We start from the raw sequence: 15,463 nt of genomic DNA, 5'->3' as shown, positions 1-15,463 counted from the left end.
ATTCAAGGCCGTCATTATGGCCGCAAGTCCGCTCGACGCAAACCTCGGAGCGCTCCTGTTGAGGATGAATAAAGTGCGTATAATCCGCCGCCATGACTCGTACTCGAACTCCCCGCACCCCGAAAAAACCACCCTCCAGGGGCCTGCGCCCGTGGCTGGGCTGGGCCATTAAACTCAGTCTGGTCGCCCTGGTGGTGCTGGCCGGATTCGCCGTTTACCTTGATGCAATCGTCCAGGAGAAGTTCTCCGGCAAGCGCTGGACCATTCCGGCCAAGGTTTACGCGCGCCCGCTCGAACTGTTCGTCGGACAGAAACTGAGCCGGGATGATTTCCTGACTGAACTCGATGCCCTGGGCTATCGCCGTGAAAGCGTGGCCAATGGTCCGGGGGCAGCGTCGGTCAACGGCAATACCGTTGACCTGAACACCCGTGGCTTCCAGTTCTATGAAGGCATGGAGCAGGCGCAACCGGTGCGGGTGCGTTTCTCCGGCGATTACGTGGCCGAGTTGGCGGGGGCAAAGGGCTCGAAACTGTCGGTGGTGCGCCTGGAGCCGCTGCTGATCGGCGGCCTGTACCCGAAAAACCTCGAAGATCGGATTCTGATCAAGATCGATCAGGTGCCGCCGTACCTGCTTGAAACGCTGGTGGCGGTCGAGGACCGTGATTTTTATCATCACTTTGGTGTTTCGCCGAAGTCGATCGCCCGCGCAATCTGGGTCAACGGTTCGTCCGGGCGCATGCGTCAGGGCGGCAGTACCCTGACTCAGCAGTTGGTCAAAAACTTCTACCTGACCAACGAGCGCAGCCTGAACCGCAAACTCACCGAAGCGATGATGGCGCTGCTGCTTGAACTGCACTACGACAAGCGCGAAATCCTTGAGGCTTACCTCAACGAAGTGTTTGTCGGGCAGGACGGTCAGCGTGCGGTGCACGGTTTCGGTCTGGCCAGCCAGTTCTTCTTCAGCCAGCCGCTGGCCGAGCTCAAGCTGCATCAGGTCGCGCTGCTGGTCGGCATGGTCAAGGGGCCTTCTACCTATAACCCCCGTCGTAATCCGGAGCGTGCCCTCGAGCGGCGCAACCTGGTACTCGATGTGCTGCAAGAGCAGGGCGTCGCGACCGCCGAGCAGGTTGAGGCGGCGAAGAAAATGCCGCTGGGCGTGACCAAGCGCGGCAGTCTGGCGGACAGCTCGTTCCCCGGCTTCCTCGATCTGGTCAAGCGTCAATTGCGCGAAGACTATCGCGACGAAGACTTGACCGAAGAAGGGCTGCGCATCTTCACCAGTTTCGATCCGATCCTGCAGATGAAGGCTGAAGCTTCGGTCAACGACACCTTCAAGCGTCTGGCGGGGCGCAAGGGTTCCGATGACGTCGAAGCGGCAATGGTCGTGACCAACCCGGAGACCGGGGAGGTGCAGGCCATGATCGGCAGTCGCCAGGCCGGTTTTGCCGGGTTCAACCGGGCGCTGGATGCGGTACGGCCGATCGGCTCGCTGATCAAACCGGCGGTTTACCTGACCGCGCTGGAGAAACCAAGCCAGTACACGTTGACCAGCTGGCTGTCGGACGAGTCCTTCTCGGTCAAAGGCGCGGACGGTCAGGTCTGGAAGCCGCAGAACTATGATCGTCGTTCTCACGGTACGGTGTTCCTCTATCAAGGCCTTGCGCATTCCTACAACCTGTCGACCGCGCGTCTCGGTTTGGCGGTAGGAGTGCCGAACGTATTGAAGACGGTGGAGCGCCTGGGTGTGACTCGTGAATTCCCGGCCTTCCCGTCGATGTTGCTCGGGGCCGGCGGCATGACGCCAATCGAAGTGGCGACCATGTACCAGACCCTCGCCAACGGCGGTTTCAATACGCCGATGCGCGGGATTCGCAGCGTGCTGACTGCAGAGGGCGAGCCGCTCAAGCGTTATCCATTCCAGATCCAGCAGCGTTTCGATCCGGCCTCCATTTACCTGATCCAGAGCGCCATGCAGCGGGTGATGCGTGAAGGTACCGGCAGCTCGGTCTATAACGCGTTGCCAAGGACCCTGACCCTGGCGGGCAAGACCGGTACCAGTAACGACTCGCGGGACAGTTGGTTTGCCGGTTTCAGCCAGGACTTGCTGGCGGTGGTCTGGCTGGGTCGCGACGACAACGGCAAGACGCCATTCACCGGCGCCACCGGAGCCCTGCAGGTCTGGACCAGCTTCATGCGCAAGGCCGACCCGTTGCCGCTGGACATGCCGCAGCCGGATAATATTGTTCAGGCCTGGGTTGATTCGCGAACCGGGCAAGGTTCTGACGCCGGTTGCCCAGGTGCCGTGCAGATGCCGTATATTCGCGGCAGCGAACCGCCTCCCGGTGCCGCTTGCGGTGGTGAAAACCCTGCCGAGTCGGTGATGGACTGGGTCAAGGGCTGGATGAATTAAGCAAAGAGGGTTTCAAGTGAACAAGTGGTTGATTCCAGCGGTTGCCGCCGTAGCTTTGCTCAGCGGTTGCTCTAGCGTACAACGTGGCTCGATTCCGGTTGTGGATTCCGGCACCGCCGTGTCCAACAGTGAGCGGATCTCGGCCAATGGCGGTTTCCGCCAGACGACCGTCAAGCGCCCTGCGCAAGGCCAGTCGCAGACCCAGGCGATTGCGCAAGGTGACAGCGGCGTAGTGGTGATGGTGCCAGGTGCTGCAACGACCTCGACGCCGATCAGCACGACACCGATTACCCCGGGTCCGATCACGCCGGGGCCGATTGACACGTCGCCGGTCCAATCGGCGCCGATCAATCAGGGCAGCTACAGCATGCCGTCGTCGCCAAGCGGGATTCCATCGGCCAGTTCGGGCGGGCTTTCTGCAGATGAGCAACTGGACGGCCCGGTACTGGCTTTGCTGACCACTGCTCAACAGCAACAGGCGAGCGGTGATCTCAACGGTGCCGCCTCCAGCCTCGAACGCGCCCAACGCGTTGCACCACGAGAGCCGCAGGTGCTTTACCGTCTGGCGCAGGTGCGCATGGCTCAGGGCGATGCCGCCCAGGCCGAGCAGTTCGCTCGCCGCGGGCTGACCCTTGCCAATGGCCGTCCAGCCCTTCAGGCCAACTTGTGGGAGCTGATTGCCCAGGCGCGCACGAAGCAGGGTGACTCTCAGGGCGCGGCATTGGCTCGTCAGAAGGCCAAGGTAACGCTGTGATGGATGCGCGCTTTCTGAAAATCGCCGATCAACTGTTGTTGATCGAGCGCGAGCTGCGGGTGCAAGGGTGGTGGGATGAAGTCCCGCCCTCCGCCGAAGCGCTTTCCAGTGTCGAGCCGTTTTCGGTCGATACACTGGATTTCGAGCAATGGCTGCAATGGATCTTCCTGCCACGCATGAAGATGATCCTCGAGCAGGATTTGCCGCTACCCAATGCTTCGGGCATTCAGGAAATGGCTGAAATGGTCTTTGCCGGGCGCAATGTCCAGGGCAAGGATCGGCAGTTGCAGGTATTGCTCAAACAGTTTGATCAGTTGATCACGGCGTCTCGCTGAGCCAGAAGCTGCCAGCGTCCGCTGGCAGTTGTTCACAATATCTCTCTATTTTGTCGGCCGCTGCAGGGTAAGTGCATGCGCGTGCCAATTTTTTGCCAAAAGTTGCGCAATCGAAGCTAACACACGGCTGGTTTACGGGTTTTTTCTTGCGTTCTCATGTGCTTAGTAGAATAAAGCACATAGACGGCTTGACTTGCGAAGGACGAAACAGAAGAATCCAAAGTCCGCTGTACAGGGACTGCCAGAAGCAGACCCTCTCAGCAGATCATGAGGCGCATATCCGCGTCGACCTGTTACACCCGCAACGCGTTACCTCGCGCTGGGTGGGAAAGCCCCGCAACACTTGGGACGATCCCAATACTTGCTCAGTCAGTGCTGACGTAGTCGGCGACCACCGTCGCTCATGCTCTGCCGAGAAGTAAACCTATTAAGACCCGTCCCATTTTTCGTGGGCGGTATTCTGGCGTTTTAGAGGTGAGCAACGTGGAGCTTTTATCTGGCGGTGAGATGCTCGTCCGCTTCTTGCGTGACGAAGGCGTCAAATATATCTACGGGTACCCGGGTGGTGCTCTTCTTCATGTTTACGATGCCCTGTTCAAAGAACCGGAAGTGACCCACATCCTGGTTCGTCACGAGCAAGCGGCTACCCATATGGCTGACGGCTACGCCCGTGCCACCGGTAAAGCCGGTGTGGTACTGGTGACTTCCGGTCCTGGCGCAACAAACGCCATCACCGGTATCGCCACCGCTTATATGGACTCCATTCCGATGGTGATCATTTCCGGCCAGGTGCCTAGCACCATGGTGGGTACCGATGCGTTCCAGGAAACCGACATGATCGGTATCTCCCGGCCGATCGTGAAGCACAGCTTCATGATCAAGCACGCGTCGGAAATCCCGGAAGTCATGAAGAAGGCTTTCTACCTGGCGCAATCCGGTCGTCCTGGCCCGGTCGTTGTCGATATCCCGAAAGACATGACCAACCCGGCCGAGAAGTTCGAATACGTCTTCCCGAAAAAAGCCAAGTTGCGCTCCTACAGCCCGGCTGTTCGCGGTCACTCCGGTCAAATCCGCAAGGCGGCAGAAATGCTCCTGGCGGCCAAGCGTCCTGTGTTGTATTCGGGCGGCGGCGTGATCCTGGGTGGTGGTTCCGCACCACTGACCGAACTGGCGAAGATGCTCAACCTGCCAGTGACCAATACCCTGATGGGCCTCGGTGGCTTCCCTGGCACCGACCGTCAGTTCATCGGCATGCTCGGCATGCATGGCAGCTATACCGCCAACCTGGCGATGCACCATGCTGACGTGATCCTCGCCGTCGGCGCACGTTTCGACGACCGTGTCATCAATGGCGCGTCGAAGTTCTGCCCGAACGCCAAGATCATCCACATCGACATCGACCCGGCTTCGATCTCCAAGACCATCAAGGCCGACGTGCCTATCGTTGGTCCGGTTGAGAGTGTCCTGACCGAAATGGTCGCGATCCTCAAGGAAATCGGCGAGACCCCGAACAAGGAGTCCGTTGCCAGCTGGTGGAAGCAGGTTGACGAGTGGCGCGGTGATCGCGGTCTGTTCCCGTATGACAAGGGCGACGGCAGCAAGATCAAGCCTCAGACCGTGATCGAAACCCTGTGCGAAGTGACCAATGGCGACGCCTTTGTGACCTCCGACGTGGGCCAGCACCAGATGTTTGCTGCCCAGTACTACAAGTTCAACAAGCCGAACCGCTGGATCAACTCCGGTGGCCTGGGCACCATGGGCTTCGGTTTCCCGGCGGCCATGGGCATTCAGTTGAGCTATCCGGATGCCGACGTTGCCTGTGTAACGGGCGAAGGCAGTATCCAGATGAACATCCAGGAACTGTCCACCTGTCTGCAATACGGTTTGCCGGTAAAAATCGTCATTCTGAACAACGGCGTTCTGGGTATGGTTCGTCAGTGGCAGGACATGAGCTATGGCAGCCGTCACTCGCACTCCTACATGGAGTCGTTGCCTGACTTCGTCAAGCTGGCTGAAGCCTATGGCCACGTTGGCGTGCGCATCACTGAATCGAAAGATTTGAAGTCGAAGATGGAAGAAGCGTTCGCCATGAAAGATCGCCTGGTGGTGATCGATATTTCGGTCGATACCAGCGAGCACGTCTACCCGATGCAGATCAAAGACGGCTCCATGCGCGATATGTGGCTGAGCAAGACGGAGCGTACCTAATCATGCGGCACATTATTTCCTTGCTTCTGGAAAACGAACCCGGTGCTCTGTCTCGTGTGGTTGGCCTGTTCTCGCAGCGCAACTACAACATCGAAAGCCTGACCGTGGCCCCGACCGAAGACCCGACCCTGTCGCGTCTGACGCTGACCACGGTTGGTCACGATGAAGTCATCGAGCAGATCACCAAGAACCTGAACAAGCTGATCGAAGTGGTAAAACTGGTCGACCTGTCGGAGAGTGCTCACATCGAGCGCGAACTGATGCTGGTCAAGGTCAAGGCCACCGGCGCCCAGCGTGCCGAGATCAAGCGCACTACCGATATTTACCGTGGGCAGATCGTCGATGTCAGCGCCAGCGTGTATACCGTTCAACTGACCGGTACCAGCGACAAGCTCGACAGCTTCATTCAGTCCATTGGCACCGCCTCGATTCTGGAAACCGTCCGTAGTGGCGTGACCGGCATTGCCCGCGGCGACAAAGTACTCAGCATCTAAACCAAATTAGCGAACGGCCTGAACGGCCTGATATAGGGGAAATTCATGAAAGTTTTCTACGATAAAGACTGCGACCTGTCGATCATCCAGGGCAAGAAAGTTGCCATCATCGGTTACGGTTCCCAAGGCCACGCTCAAGCGTGCAACCTGAAAGACTCCGGCGTTGACGTGACTGTCGGCCTGCGTAAAGGTTCGGCTACCGTTGCCAAGGCTGAAGCCCACGGCCTGAAAGTGACTGACGTTGCTTCCGCTGTTGCAGCTGCCGACCTGGTCATGATCCTGACCCCGGACGAGTTCCAGTCCTCCCTGTACAAGAACGAAATCGAGCCGAACATCAAGAAAGGCGCCACTCTGGCCTTCTCCCACGGTTTCGCGATCCACTACAACCAGGTTGTGCCGCGCGCTGACCTCGACGTGATCATGATCGCGCCGAAGGCTCCAGGTCACACTGTGCGTTCCGAGTTCGTGAAGGGCGGTGGTATCCCTGACCTGATCGCTATCTACCAGGACGCCTCGGGCAACGCCAAGAACGTCGCTCTGTCCTACGCTGCCGGCGTTGGCGGCGGTCGTACCGGCATCATCGAAACCACCTTCAAGGACGAGACTGAAACCGACCTGTTCGGCGAACAAGCCGTTCTGTGCGGCGGTACTGTTGAGCTGGTCAAGGCCGGTTTCGAAACTCTGGTTGAAGCTGGCTACGCGCCAGAAATGGCCTACTTCGAGTGCCTGCACGAACTGAAGCTGATCGTTGACCTCATGTACGAAGGCGGTATCGCCAACATGAACTACTCGATCTCCAACAACGCCGAATACGGCGAGTACGTGACCGGCCCTGAAGTCATCAACGCCGAATCCCGTCAGGCCATGCGCAACGCCCTGAAACGTATTCAGGACGGCGAATACGCCAAGATGTTCATCAGCGAAGGCGCTACCGGCTATCCTTCGATGACCGCCAAGCGTCGTAACAACGCCGCTCACGGTATCGAAATCATCGGCGAGCAACTGCGCTCCATGATGCCGTGGATCGGTGCCAACAAGATCGTCGACAAAGCTAAAAACTAAGTCACGCGCTTGTACGAAAAACGCGGCTTAGGCCGCGTTTTTTCGTTTGGGGGGCCGGTTCTGGTATAAAGCTGCATCGTTTGCGGCCGAACCGTCGTCCCAGACACCTGTCCAAACTTTCCACCCGTTGCAAGGTAATGTCCATGAGCGAACGCCCCGAAGAGCCAAACCAGGCCTCTGACGCCGATAGCCTGCTGCCCATCGATGAACATGTCGAAGAAGGGCATGACGCTGAAGGTCGTAAAGTCCGGCATCGTGGTATCTATCTTCTGCCGAATCTGTTCACCACTGCGAACCTGTTCGCAGGGTTCTATTCCATCATCAATTCGATGAGCGCGCAGGCGGCCTTGAGCGCCGGCGACTCAGTCAATGCAAGCAAGTACTTCGCCTTTGCTGCCATCGCGATCTTCGTTGCCATGGTGCTCGACGGCCTCGACGGCCGCGTTGCGCGCATGACCAATACCCAGAGCGCCTTCGGTGCCGAGTACGACTCACTGTCGGACATGGTCGCCTTCGGCGTTGCCCCGGCATTGCTGGCATTTGGCTGGGCCCTCGGTGACATGGGCAAGGTCGGCTGGATGGTCGCCTTCATCTATGTCGCGGGTGCGGCGTTACGCCTGGCGCGTTTCAATACCCAGGTCGGTACCGCGGACAAACGCTACTTTATCGGTCTGGCCAGTCCCGCCGCTGCGGGTGTGGTTGCAGGTATCGTCTGGGCGTTCAGCGACTACGGCATCCAGGGTTCCAAGATGTCTTTCCTGGTTGCGCTGATGGTGGCGGCAGCCGGCATGCTGATGGTCAGCAACATCAAGTACAACAGCTTCAAGGAACTGGACCTGAAGGGGCGAGTGCCTTTCGTGGCGATTCTCGCAGTAGTGTTGGTGTTCGCGGTTGTTTTCAGTGATCCGCCGCGCATTCTGCTGCTGGTCTTCCTCGCCTATGCCGCGTCCGGCCCGGTTCAATACCTGTTACATCTTCGTCGGCGTAAAAGCGTCGAGTGATGTAATTTCCCTCATACTCCGCAGTCTGTTGGTGCATCTGTTCTCCAATACTGCGGAGTAGCCATGCTGATCAAAGTCCCTAAGGCATCCGACTGCCATGAGTCGGATGTCACGCCTGAATCCATCTATCTTTCTCGACGCAATGTATTGGGTGTTGCTGTTGCCGGTTTGGCCGTGAGCGGTCTTCCTCGGTGGGCGGCTGCCGACGATGTGGCGCGTTATGCGGACGTCGAGCCTGGCAAGGCGCCTTCCTGGTTCAGCGAAAAGCTTTCCTCGGTCAAGTGGGGAGCGGTTGTCGTCAAGGATGAGGCAATCACACCCTTCAAGGATGCGACCCACTACAACAACTTCTACGAGTTCGGCACCGATAAAGGTGATCCGGCTGCCAATGCCGGCACGCTGAAGACGGAGCCGTGGTCGGTGGTGGTGGACGGGGAGGTGGGCAAGCCCGGGCGGTATGCGATCGAAGACTTCATGAAACCGTATCAGCTGGAGGAGCGAATCTACCGTTTGCGCTGTGTTGAGGCCTGGTCGATGGTCATTCCCTGGATCGGTTTTCCGCTCTCGGCCTTGCTCAAGGAAGTCGAGCCGACCTCGAAAGCCAGATTCATCCGCTTCGAAACTCTGCAGGATCCCAAAAGCATGCCGGGTCAGCGCTCCGGTTTTGCCTTGATCAACTGGCCATATATAGAGGGGCTGCGTCTGGATGAGGCGATGAACCCGTTGGCGATTCTTGCGGTCGGCATGTACGGGCGTGAGTTGCCTAATCAAAACGGCGCGCCGTTGCGTTTGGTGGTGCCCTGGAAATATGGCTTCAAGAGCATCAAGTCCATCGTACGGATCAGTCTGGTCAGCGAGCAGCCGAAAACCACCTGGCAGAGCATTGCTGTGGATGAATATGGCTTTTATGCGAACGTGAATCCCACTGTTGATCATCCTCGCTGGACTCAGGCGCGTGAACGCCGCCTGCCCAGTGGCTTGTTCAAGCCCAATATACGTGACACGCAAATGTTCAACGGCTATTCAGAGGAAGTCGCCTCTCTATATACGGGGCTCGACCTGAGGAAGAACTACTGATGCGCTATCCGTTTTGGCGCATCGGTGTCTTTGTCGTAGTGCTGGTGTGGCCGCTGCTGTGGTTGTATCAGGCCTGGGAGGATGTCCTCGGGCCGGATCCGGGCAAGGTACTGGTCGATCGGCTGGGTTTGGGGACGCTTGTTCTGCTGCTCGTAATCTTGAGCTTGACGCCTTTGCAGAGACTTACGGGTTGGGCAGGGTGGAATGCCGTGCGGCGACAGTTGGGATTGTGGTGCTTTGCCTATGTGCTGCTCCACCTCAGTAGTTATTGCGCATTCATTCTTGGTTTTGACTGGTCGCAGCTGGGTGTCGAGTTGCGCAAGCGGCCTTACATTATTGTCGGGGTGTTGGGTTTTCTTGGTTTGCTGGCATTGGCGGTGACTTCCAATCGATACAGTCAGCGACGACTGGGTTCCCGCTGGAGGAAGTTGCATCGCCTGGCGTATGTCATTCTCGGGCTTGGATTACTGCATATGCTCTGGATTGTGCGCGCCGACCTGAAGGAGTGGGCGATCTATGCATCCATAGGTGCATTGCTGTTAGTGCTGCGGCTACCGCCTTTGGCTCGTCGAATCCCGCGTTTAATGGCTAAAAAGGGCTCTTCCGCCAAAAAAGCGTAAATAGTGGTTGACGGCAGATTCCAGGTGTCTATAATTCACCCCACTTCCGGCGCAGTCGAAACGGAAAACTCCTTGGTAAACAACGAGTTACGCAGTTTTCGGCAGCAGGTTGCTTCAGTTCATCGAAGCCGAAAGGGAGTTGAAAAAGAGGTGTTGACAGCAGTGTGTAACGCTGTAGAATTCGCCTCCCGCTGATGAGAGATCTGAAGCGCAAGTGGTTGAAGTTGTTAAAGATTTCCAAGCGAAACTTTGAAAACTTCTGAAAATAATCACTTGACAGCAAATGAGGCTGCTGTAGAATGCGCGCCTCGGTTGAGGCGAAAGATCTTAACCAACCGCTCTTTAACAACTGAATCAAGCAATTCGTGTGGGTGCTTGTGGAGTCAGACTGCTAGTCAACAGATTATCAGCATCACAAGTTACTCCGCGAGAAATCAAAGATGTAACCAACGATTGCTGAGCCAAGTTTAGGGTTTTCTCAAAACCCAAAGATGTTTGAACTGAAGAGTTTGATCATGGCTCAGATTGAACGCTGGCGGCAGGCCTAACACATGCAAGTCGAGCGGATGACAGGAGCTTGCTCCTGAATTCAGCGGCGGACGGGTGAGTAATGCCTAGGAATCTGCCTGGTAGTGGGGGACAACGTTTCGAAAGGAACGCTAATACCGCATACGTCCTACGGGAGAAAGCAGGGGACCTTCGGGCCTTGCGCTATCAGATGAGCCTAGGTCGGATTAGCTAGTTGGTGAGGTAATGGCTCACCAAGGCGACGATCCGTAACTGGTCTGAGAGGATGATCAGTCACACTGGAACTGAGACACGGTCCAGACTCCTACGGGAGGCAGCAGTGGGGAATATTGGACAATGGGCGAAAGCCTGATCCAGCCATGCCGCGTGTGTGAAGAAGGTCTTCGGATTGTAAAGCACTTTAAGTTGGGAGGAAGGGCATTAACCTAATACGTTAGTGTTTTGACGTTACCGACAGAATAAGCACCGGCTAACTCTGTGCCAGCAGCCGCGGTAATACAGAGGGTGCAAGCGTTAATCGGAATTACTGGGCGTAAAGCGCGCGTAGGTGGTTTGTTAAGTTGGATGTGAAAGCCCCGGGCTCAACCTGGGAACTGCATTCAAAACTGACAAGCTAGAGTATGGTAGAGGGTGGTGGAATTTCCTGTGTAGCGGTGAAATGCGTAGATATAGGAAGGAACACCAGTGGCGAAGGCGACCACCTGGACTGATACTGACACTGAGGTGCGAAAGCGTGGGGAGCAAACAGGATTAGATACCCTGGTAGTCCACGCCGTAAACGATGTCAACTAGCCGTTGGGAGCCTTGAGCTCTTAGTGGCGCAGCTAACGCATTAAGTTGACCGCCTGGGGAGTACGGCCGCAAGGTTAAAACTCAAATGAATTGACGGGGGCCCGCACAAGCGGTGGAGCATGTGGTTTAATTCGAAGCAACGCGAAGAACCTTACCAGGCCTTGACATCCAATGAACTTTCCAGAGATGGATTGGTGCCTTCGGGAACATTGAGACAGGTGCTGCATGGCTGTCGTCAGCTCGTGTCGTGAGATGTTGGGTTAAGTCCCGTAACGAGCGCAACCCTTGTCCTTAGTTACCAGCACGTCATGGTGGGCACTCTAAGGAGACTGCCGGTGACAAACCGGAGGAAGGTGGGGATGACGTCAAGTCATCATGGCCCTTACGGCCTGGGCTACACACGTGCTACAATGGTCGGTACAGAGGGTTGCCAAGCCGCGAGGTGGAGCTAATCCCACAAAACCGATCGTAGTCCGGATCGCAGTCTGCAACTCGACTGCGTGAAGTCGGAATCGCTAGTAATCGCGAATCAGAATGTCGCGGTGAATACGTTCCCGGGCCTTGTACACACCGCCCGTCACACCATGGGAGTGGGTTGCACCAGAAGTAGCTAGTCTAACCTTCGGGAGGACGGTTACCACGGTGTGATTCATGACTGGGGTGAAGTCGTAACAAGGTAGCCGTAGGGGAACCTGCGGCTGGATCACCTCCTTAATCGACGACTCAGCTGCTCCATAAGTTCCCACACGAATTGCTTGATTCATTGAAGAAGACGATATAGAAGCAGCCCGAAATTGGGTCTGTAGCTCAGTTGGTTAGAGCGCACCCCTGATAAGGGTGAGGTCGGCAGTTCGAATCTGCCCAGACCCACCAATTTTGTGTGGGAAACGCCTGTAGAAATACGGGGCCATAGCTCAGCTGGGAGAGCGCCTGCCTTGCACGCAGGAGGTCAACGGTTCGATCCCGTTTGGCTCCACCACTACTGCTTCTGATTGTATAAAGCTTAGAAATGAGCATTCCATCGAGACGATGGTGAATGTTGATTTCTAGTCTTTGACTAGTTCGTTCTTTAAAAATTTGGGTATGTGATAGAAAGATAGACTGAACGTTACTTTCACTGGTAACGGATCAGGCTAAGGTAAAATTTGTGAGTTGCTCTTAGGAGCTCAATCGAATTTTCGGCGAATGTCGTCTTCATAGTATAACCAGATTGCTTGGGGTTATATGGTCAAGTGAAGAAGCGCATACGGTGGATGCCTTGGCAGTCAGAGGCGATGAAAGACGTGGTAGCCTGCGAAAAGCTTCGGGGAGTCGGCAAACAGACTTTGATCCGGAGATGTCTGAATGGGGGAACCCAGCCATCATAAGATGGTTATCTTGTACTGAATACATAGGTGCAAGAGGCGAACCAGGGGAACTGAAACATCTAAGTACCCTGAGGAAAAGAAATCAACCGAGATTCCCTTAGTAGTGGCGAGCGAACGGGGACTAGCCCTTAAGTGGCTTTGAGATTAGCGGAACGCTCTGGAAAGTGCGGCCATAGTGGGTGATAGCCCTGTACGCGAAAATCTCTTGGTCATGAAATCGAGTAGGACGGAGCACGAGAAACTTTGTCTGAATATGGGGGGACCATCCTCCAAGGCTAAATACTACTGACTGACCGATAGTGAACTAGTACCGTGAGGGAAAGGCGAAAAGAACCCCGGAGAGGGGAGTGAAATAGATCCTGAAACCGTATGCGTACAAGCAGTGGGAGCCCACTTTGTTGGGTGACTGCGTACCTTTTGTATAATGGGTCAGCGACTTATTTTCAGTGGCGAGCTTAACCGAATAGGGGAGGCGTAGCGAAAGCGAGTCTTAATAGGGCGTCTAGTCGCTGGGAATAGACCCGAAACCGGGCGATCTATCCATGGGCAGGTTGAAGGTTAGGTAACACTGACTGGAGGACCGAACCGACTACCGTTGAAAAGTTAGCGGATGACCTGTGGATCGGAGTGAAAGGCTAATCAAGCTCGGAGATAGCTGGTTCTCCTCGAAAGCTATTTAGGTAGCGCCTCATGTATCACTGTAGGGGGTAGAGCACTGTTTCGGCTAGGGGGTCATCCCGACTTACCAAACCGATGCAAACTCCGAATACCTACAAGTGCCGAGCATGGGAGACACACGGCGGGTGCTAACGTCCGTCGTGAAAAGGGAAACAACCCAGACCGTCAGCTAAGGTCCCAAAGTTATGGTTAAGTGGGAAACGATGTGGGAAGGCTTAGACAGCTAGGAGGTTGGCTTAGAAGCAGCCACCCTTTAAAGAAAGCGTAATAGCTCACTAGTCGAGTCGGCCTGCGCGGAAGATGTAACGGGGCTCAAACCATACACCGAAGCTACGGGTATCACCTTCGGGTGATGCGGTAGAGGAGCGTTCTGTAAGCCTGTGAAGGTGAGTTGAGAAGCTTGCTGGAGGTATCAGAAGTGCGAATGCTGACATGAGTAACGACAATGGGTGTGAAAAACACCCACGCCGAAAGACCAAGGTTTCCTGCGCAACGTTAATCGACGCAGGGTTAGTCGGTCCCTAAGGCGAGGCTGAAAAGCGTAGTCGATGGAAAACAGGTTAATATTCCTGTACTTCTGGTTATTGCGATGGAGGGACGGAGAAGGCTAGGCCAGCTTGGCGTTGGTTGTCCAAGTTTAAGGTGGTAGGCTGAGATCTTAGGTAAATCCGGGATCTTAAGGCCGAGAGCTGATGACGAGTGTTCCTTTGGAACACGAAGTGGTTGATGCCATGCTTCCAAGAAAAGCTTCTAAGCTTCAGGTAACCAGGAACCGTACCCCAAACCGACACAGGTGGTTGGGTAGAGAATACCAAGGCGCTTGAGAGAACTCGGGTGAAGGAACTAGGCAAAATGGCACCGTAACTTCGGGAGAAGGTGCGCCGGTGAGGGTGAAGGACTTGCTCCGTAAGCCCACGCCGGTCGAAGATACCAGGCCGCTGCGACTGTTTATTAAAAACACAGCACTCTGCAAACACGAAAGTGGACGTATAGGGTGTGACGCCTGCCCGGTGCCGGAAGGTTAATTGATGGGGTTAGCTAACGCGAAGCTCTTGATCGAAGCCCCGGTAAACGGCGGCCGTAACTATAACGGTCCTAAGGTAGCGAAATTCCTTGTCGGGTAAGTTCCGACCTGCACGAATGGCGTAACGATGGCGGCGCTGTCTCCACCCGAGACTCAGTGAAATTGAAATCGCTGTGAAGATGCAGTGTATCCGCGGCTAGACGGAAAGACCCCGTGAACCTTTACTATAGCTTTGCACTGGACTTTGAATTTGCTTGTGTAGGATAGGTGGGAGGCTTTGAAGCGTGGACGCCAGTTCGCGTGGAGCCAACCTTGAAATACCACCCTGGCAACTTTGAGGTTCTAACTCAGGTCCGTTATCCGGATCGAGGACAGTGTATGGTGGGTAGTTTGACTGGGGCGGTCTCCTCCTAAAGAGTAACGGAGGAGTACGAAGGTGCGCTCAGACCGGTCGGAAATCGGTCGTAGAGTATAAAGGCAAAAGCGCGCTTGACTGCGAGACAGACACGTCGAGCAGGTACGAAAGTAGGTCTTAGTGATCCGGTGGTTCTGTATGGAAGGGCCATCGCTCAACGGATAAAAGGTACTCCGGGGATAACAGGCTGATACCGCCCAAGAGTTCATATCGACGGCGGTGTTTGGCACCTCGATGTCGGCTCATCACATCCTGGGGCTGAAGCCGGTCCCAAGGGTATGGCTGTTCGCCATTTAAAGTGGTACGCGAGCTGGGTTTAGAACGTCGTGAGACAGTTCGGTCCCTATCTGCCGTGGACGTTTGAGATTTGAGAGGGGCTGCTCCTAGTACGAGAGGACCGGAGTGGACGAACCTCTGGTGTTCCGGTTGTCACGCCAGTGGCATTGCCGGGTAGCTATGTTCGGAAAAGATAACCGCTGAAAGCATCTAAGCGGGAAACTTGCCTCAAGATGAGATCTCACTGGGACCTTGAGTCCCCTGAAGGGCCGTCGAAGACTACGACGTTGATAGGTTGGGTGTGTAAGCGCTGTGAGGCGTTGAGCTAACCAATACTAATTGCCCGTGAGGCTTGACCATATAACACCCAAGCAATTTGCGTCGAAAGGCCAGATTGCGGTGTGTGAAGACGAAAGAACCG

The 15,463-nt window shown here is 55.8% G+C and carries 9 protein-coding genes, 2 tRNA genes and 2 rRNA genes; all 13 read left to right on the top strand.

The window, feature by feature from the left end; genetic code table 11:
• The first annotated feature begins 92 nt into the window (after window positions 1–92).
• The 13 genes from mrcB (at window position 93) to WHX55_RS26480 (ending at window position 15,402) form a co-directional block, all read left to right on the top strand.
• Complete coding sequence (gene mrcB, locus WHX55_RS26540; protein ID WP_150754942.1) at window positions 93–2,411, top strand: penicillin-binding protein 1B; 2,319 nt, start codon at window positions 93–95, stop codon at window positions 2,409–2,411.
• A gap of 16 nt (window positions 2,412–2,427) precedes the next feature.
• Window positions 2,428–3,165 (top strand): tetratricopeptide repeat protein, encoded by a 738-nt coding sequence (locus WHX55_RS26535; RefSeq protein ID WP_353741590.1) that lies wholly within the window; start codon window positions 2,428–2,430, stop codon window positions 3,163–3,165.
• A complete protein-coding gene (locus WHX55_RS26530) occupies window positions 3,165–3,500 on the top strand; it encodes a YqcC family protein (RefSeq protein WP_046041827.1) in 336 nt (111 codons plus the stop codon). The genes WHX55_RS26535 and WHX55_RS26530 overlap by 1 nt, the downstream gene beginning before the upstream one ends.
• 483 nt (window positions 3,501–3,983) lie before the next feature.
• Entirely contained in the window at window positions 3,984–5,708 is a 1,725-nt protein-coding gene (locus WHX55_RS26525; RefSeq protein WP_008053903.1) for an acetolactate synthase 3 large subunit, read from the top strand.
• Between the two features lie 2 nt (window positions 5,709–5,710).
• A complete protein-coding gene (ilvN, locus tag WHX55_RS26520) occupies window positions 5,711–6,202 on the top strand; it encodes an acetolactate synthase small subunit (protein ID WP_003176102.1) in 492 nt (163 codons plus the stop codon).
• A gap of 45 nt (window positions 6,203–6,247) precedes the next feature.
• Window positions 6,248–7,264, top strand: coding sequence for a ketol-acid reductoisomerase (gene ilvC, locus WHX55_RS26515; RefSeq protein WP_003228216.1), 1,017 nt, complete (start codon window positions 6,248–6,250; stop codon window positions 7,262–7,264).
• Between the two features lie 143 nt (window positions 7,265–7,407).
• Entirely contained in the window at window positions 7,408–8,265 is an 858-nt protein-coding gene (gene pssA, locus WHX55_RS26510; RefSeq protein WP_150727084.1) for a CDP-diacylglycerol--serine O-phosphatidyltransferase, read from the top strand.
• 63 nt (window positions 8,266–8,328) lie between these two features.
• Window positions 8,329–9,342: a protein-methionine-sulfoxide reductase catalytic subunit MsrP gene (gene msrP / locus WHX55_RS26505; protein ID WP_353741589.1), complete on the top strand. Its 1,014-nt coding sequence runs from the start codon at window positions 8,329–8,331 to the stop codon at window positions 9,340–9,342.
• Window positions 9,342–9,962, top strand: coding sequence for a protein-methionine-sulfoxide reductase heme-binding subunit MsrQ (msrQ, locus tag WHX55_RS26500; RefSeq protein ID WP_353741588.1), 621 nt, complete (start codon window positions 9,342–9,344; stop codon window positions 9,960–9,962). Before msrP ends, msrQ begins: the two co-directional genes overlap by 1 nt.
• A 497-nt stretch (window positions 9,963–10,459) precedes the next feature.
• Window positions 10,460–11,996: ribosomal RNA gene (locus WHX55_RS26495) — 16S ribosomal RNA — on the top strand.
• Between the two features lie 82 nt (window positions 11,997–12,078).
• Window positions 12,079–12,155: transfer RNA gene (locus WHX55_RS26490), tRNA-Ile, on the top strand.
• A 30-nt stretch (window positions 12,156–12,185) separates the two neighbouring features.
• Window positions 12,186–12,261 (top strand) — tRNA-Ala (locus WHX55_RS26485).
• A 247-nt stretch (window positions 12,262–12,508) separates the two neighbouring features.
• Window positions 12,509–15,402 (top strand): 23S ribosomal RNA (locus WHX55_RS26480).
• The 16S and 23S rRNA genes sit together here with 2 tRNA genes alongside, the layout of an rRNA operon.
• Window positions 15,403–15,463: the final 61 nt, after the last annotated feature.

Origin of the sequence: Pseudomonas fluorescens, assembly GCF_040448305.1 — a bacterium.
Lineage (GTDB): Bacteria > Pseudomonadota > Gammaproteobacteria > Pseudomonadales > Pseudomonadaceae > Aquipseudomonas > Aquipseudomonas fluorescens_BH.
This window is presented reverse-complemented; position numbering and strand designations above follow the sequence as displayed.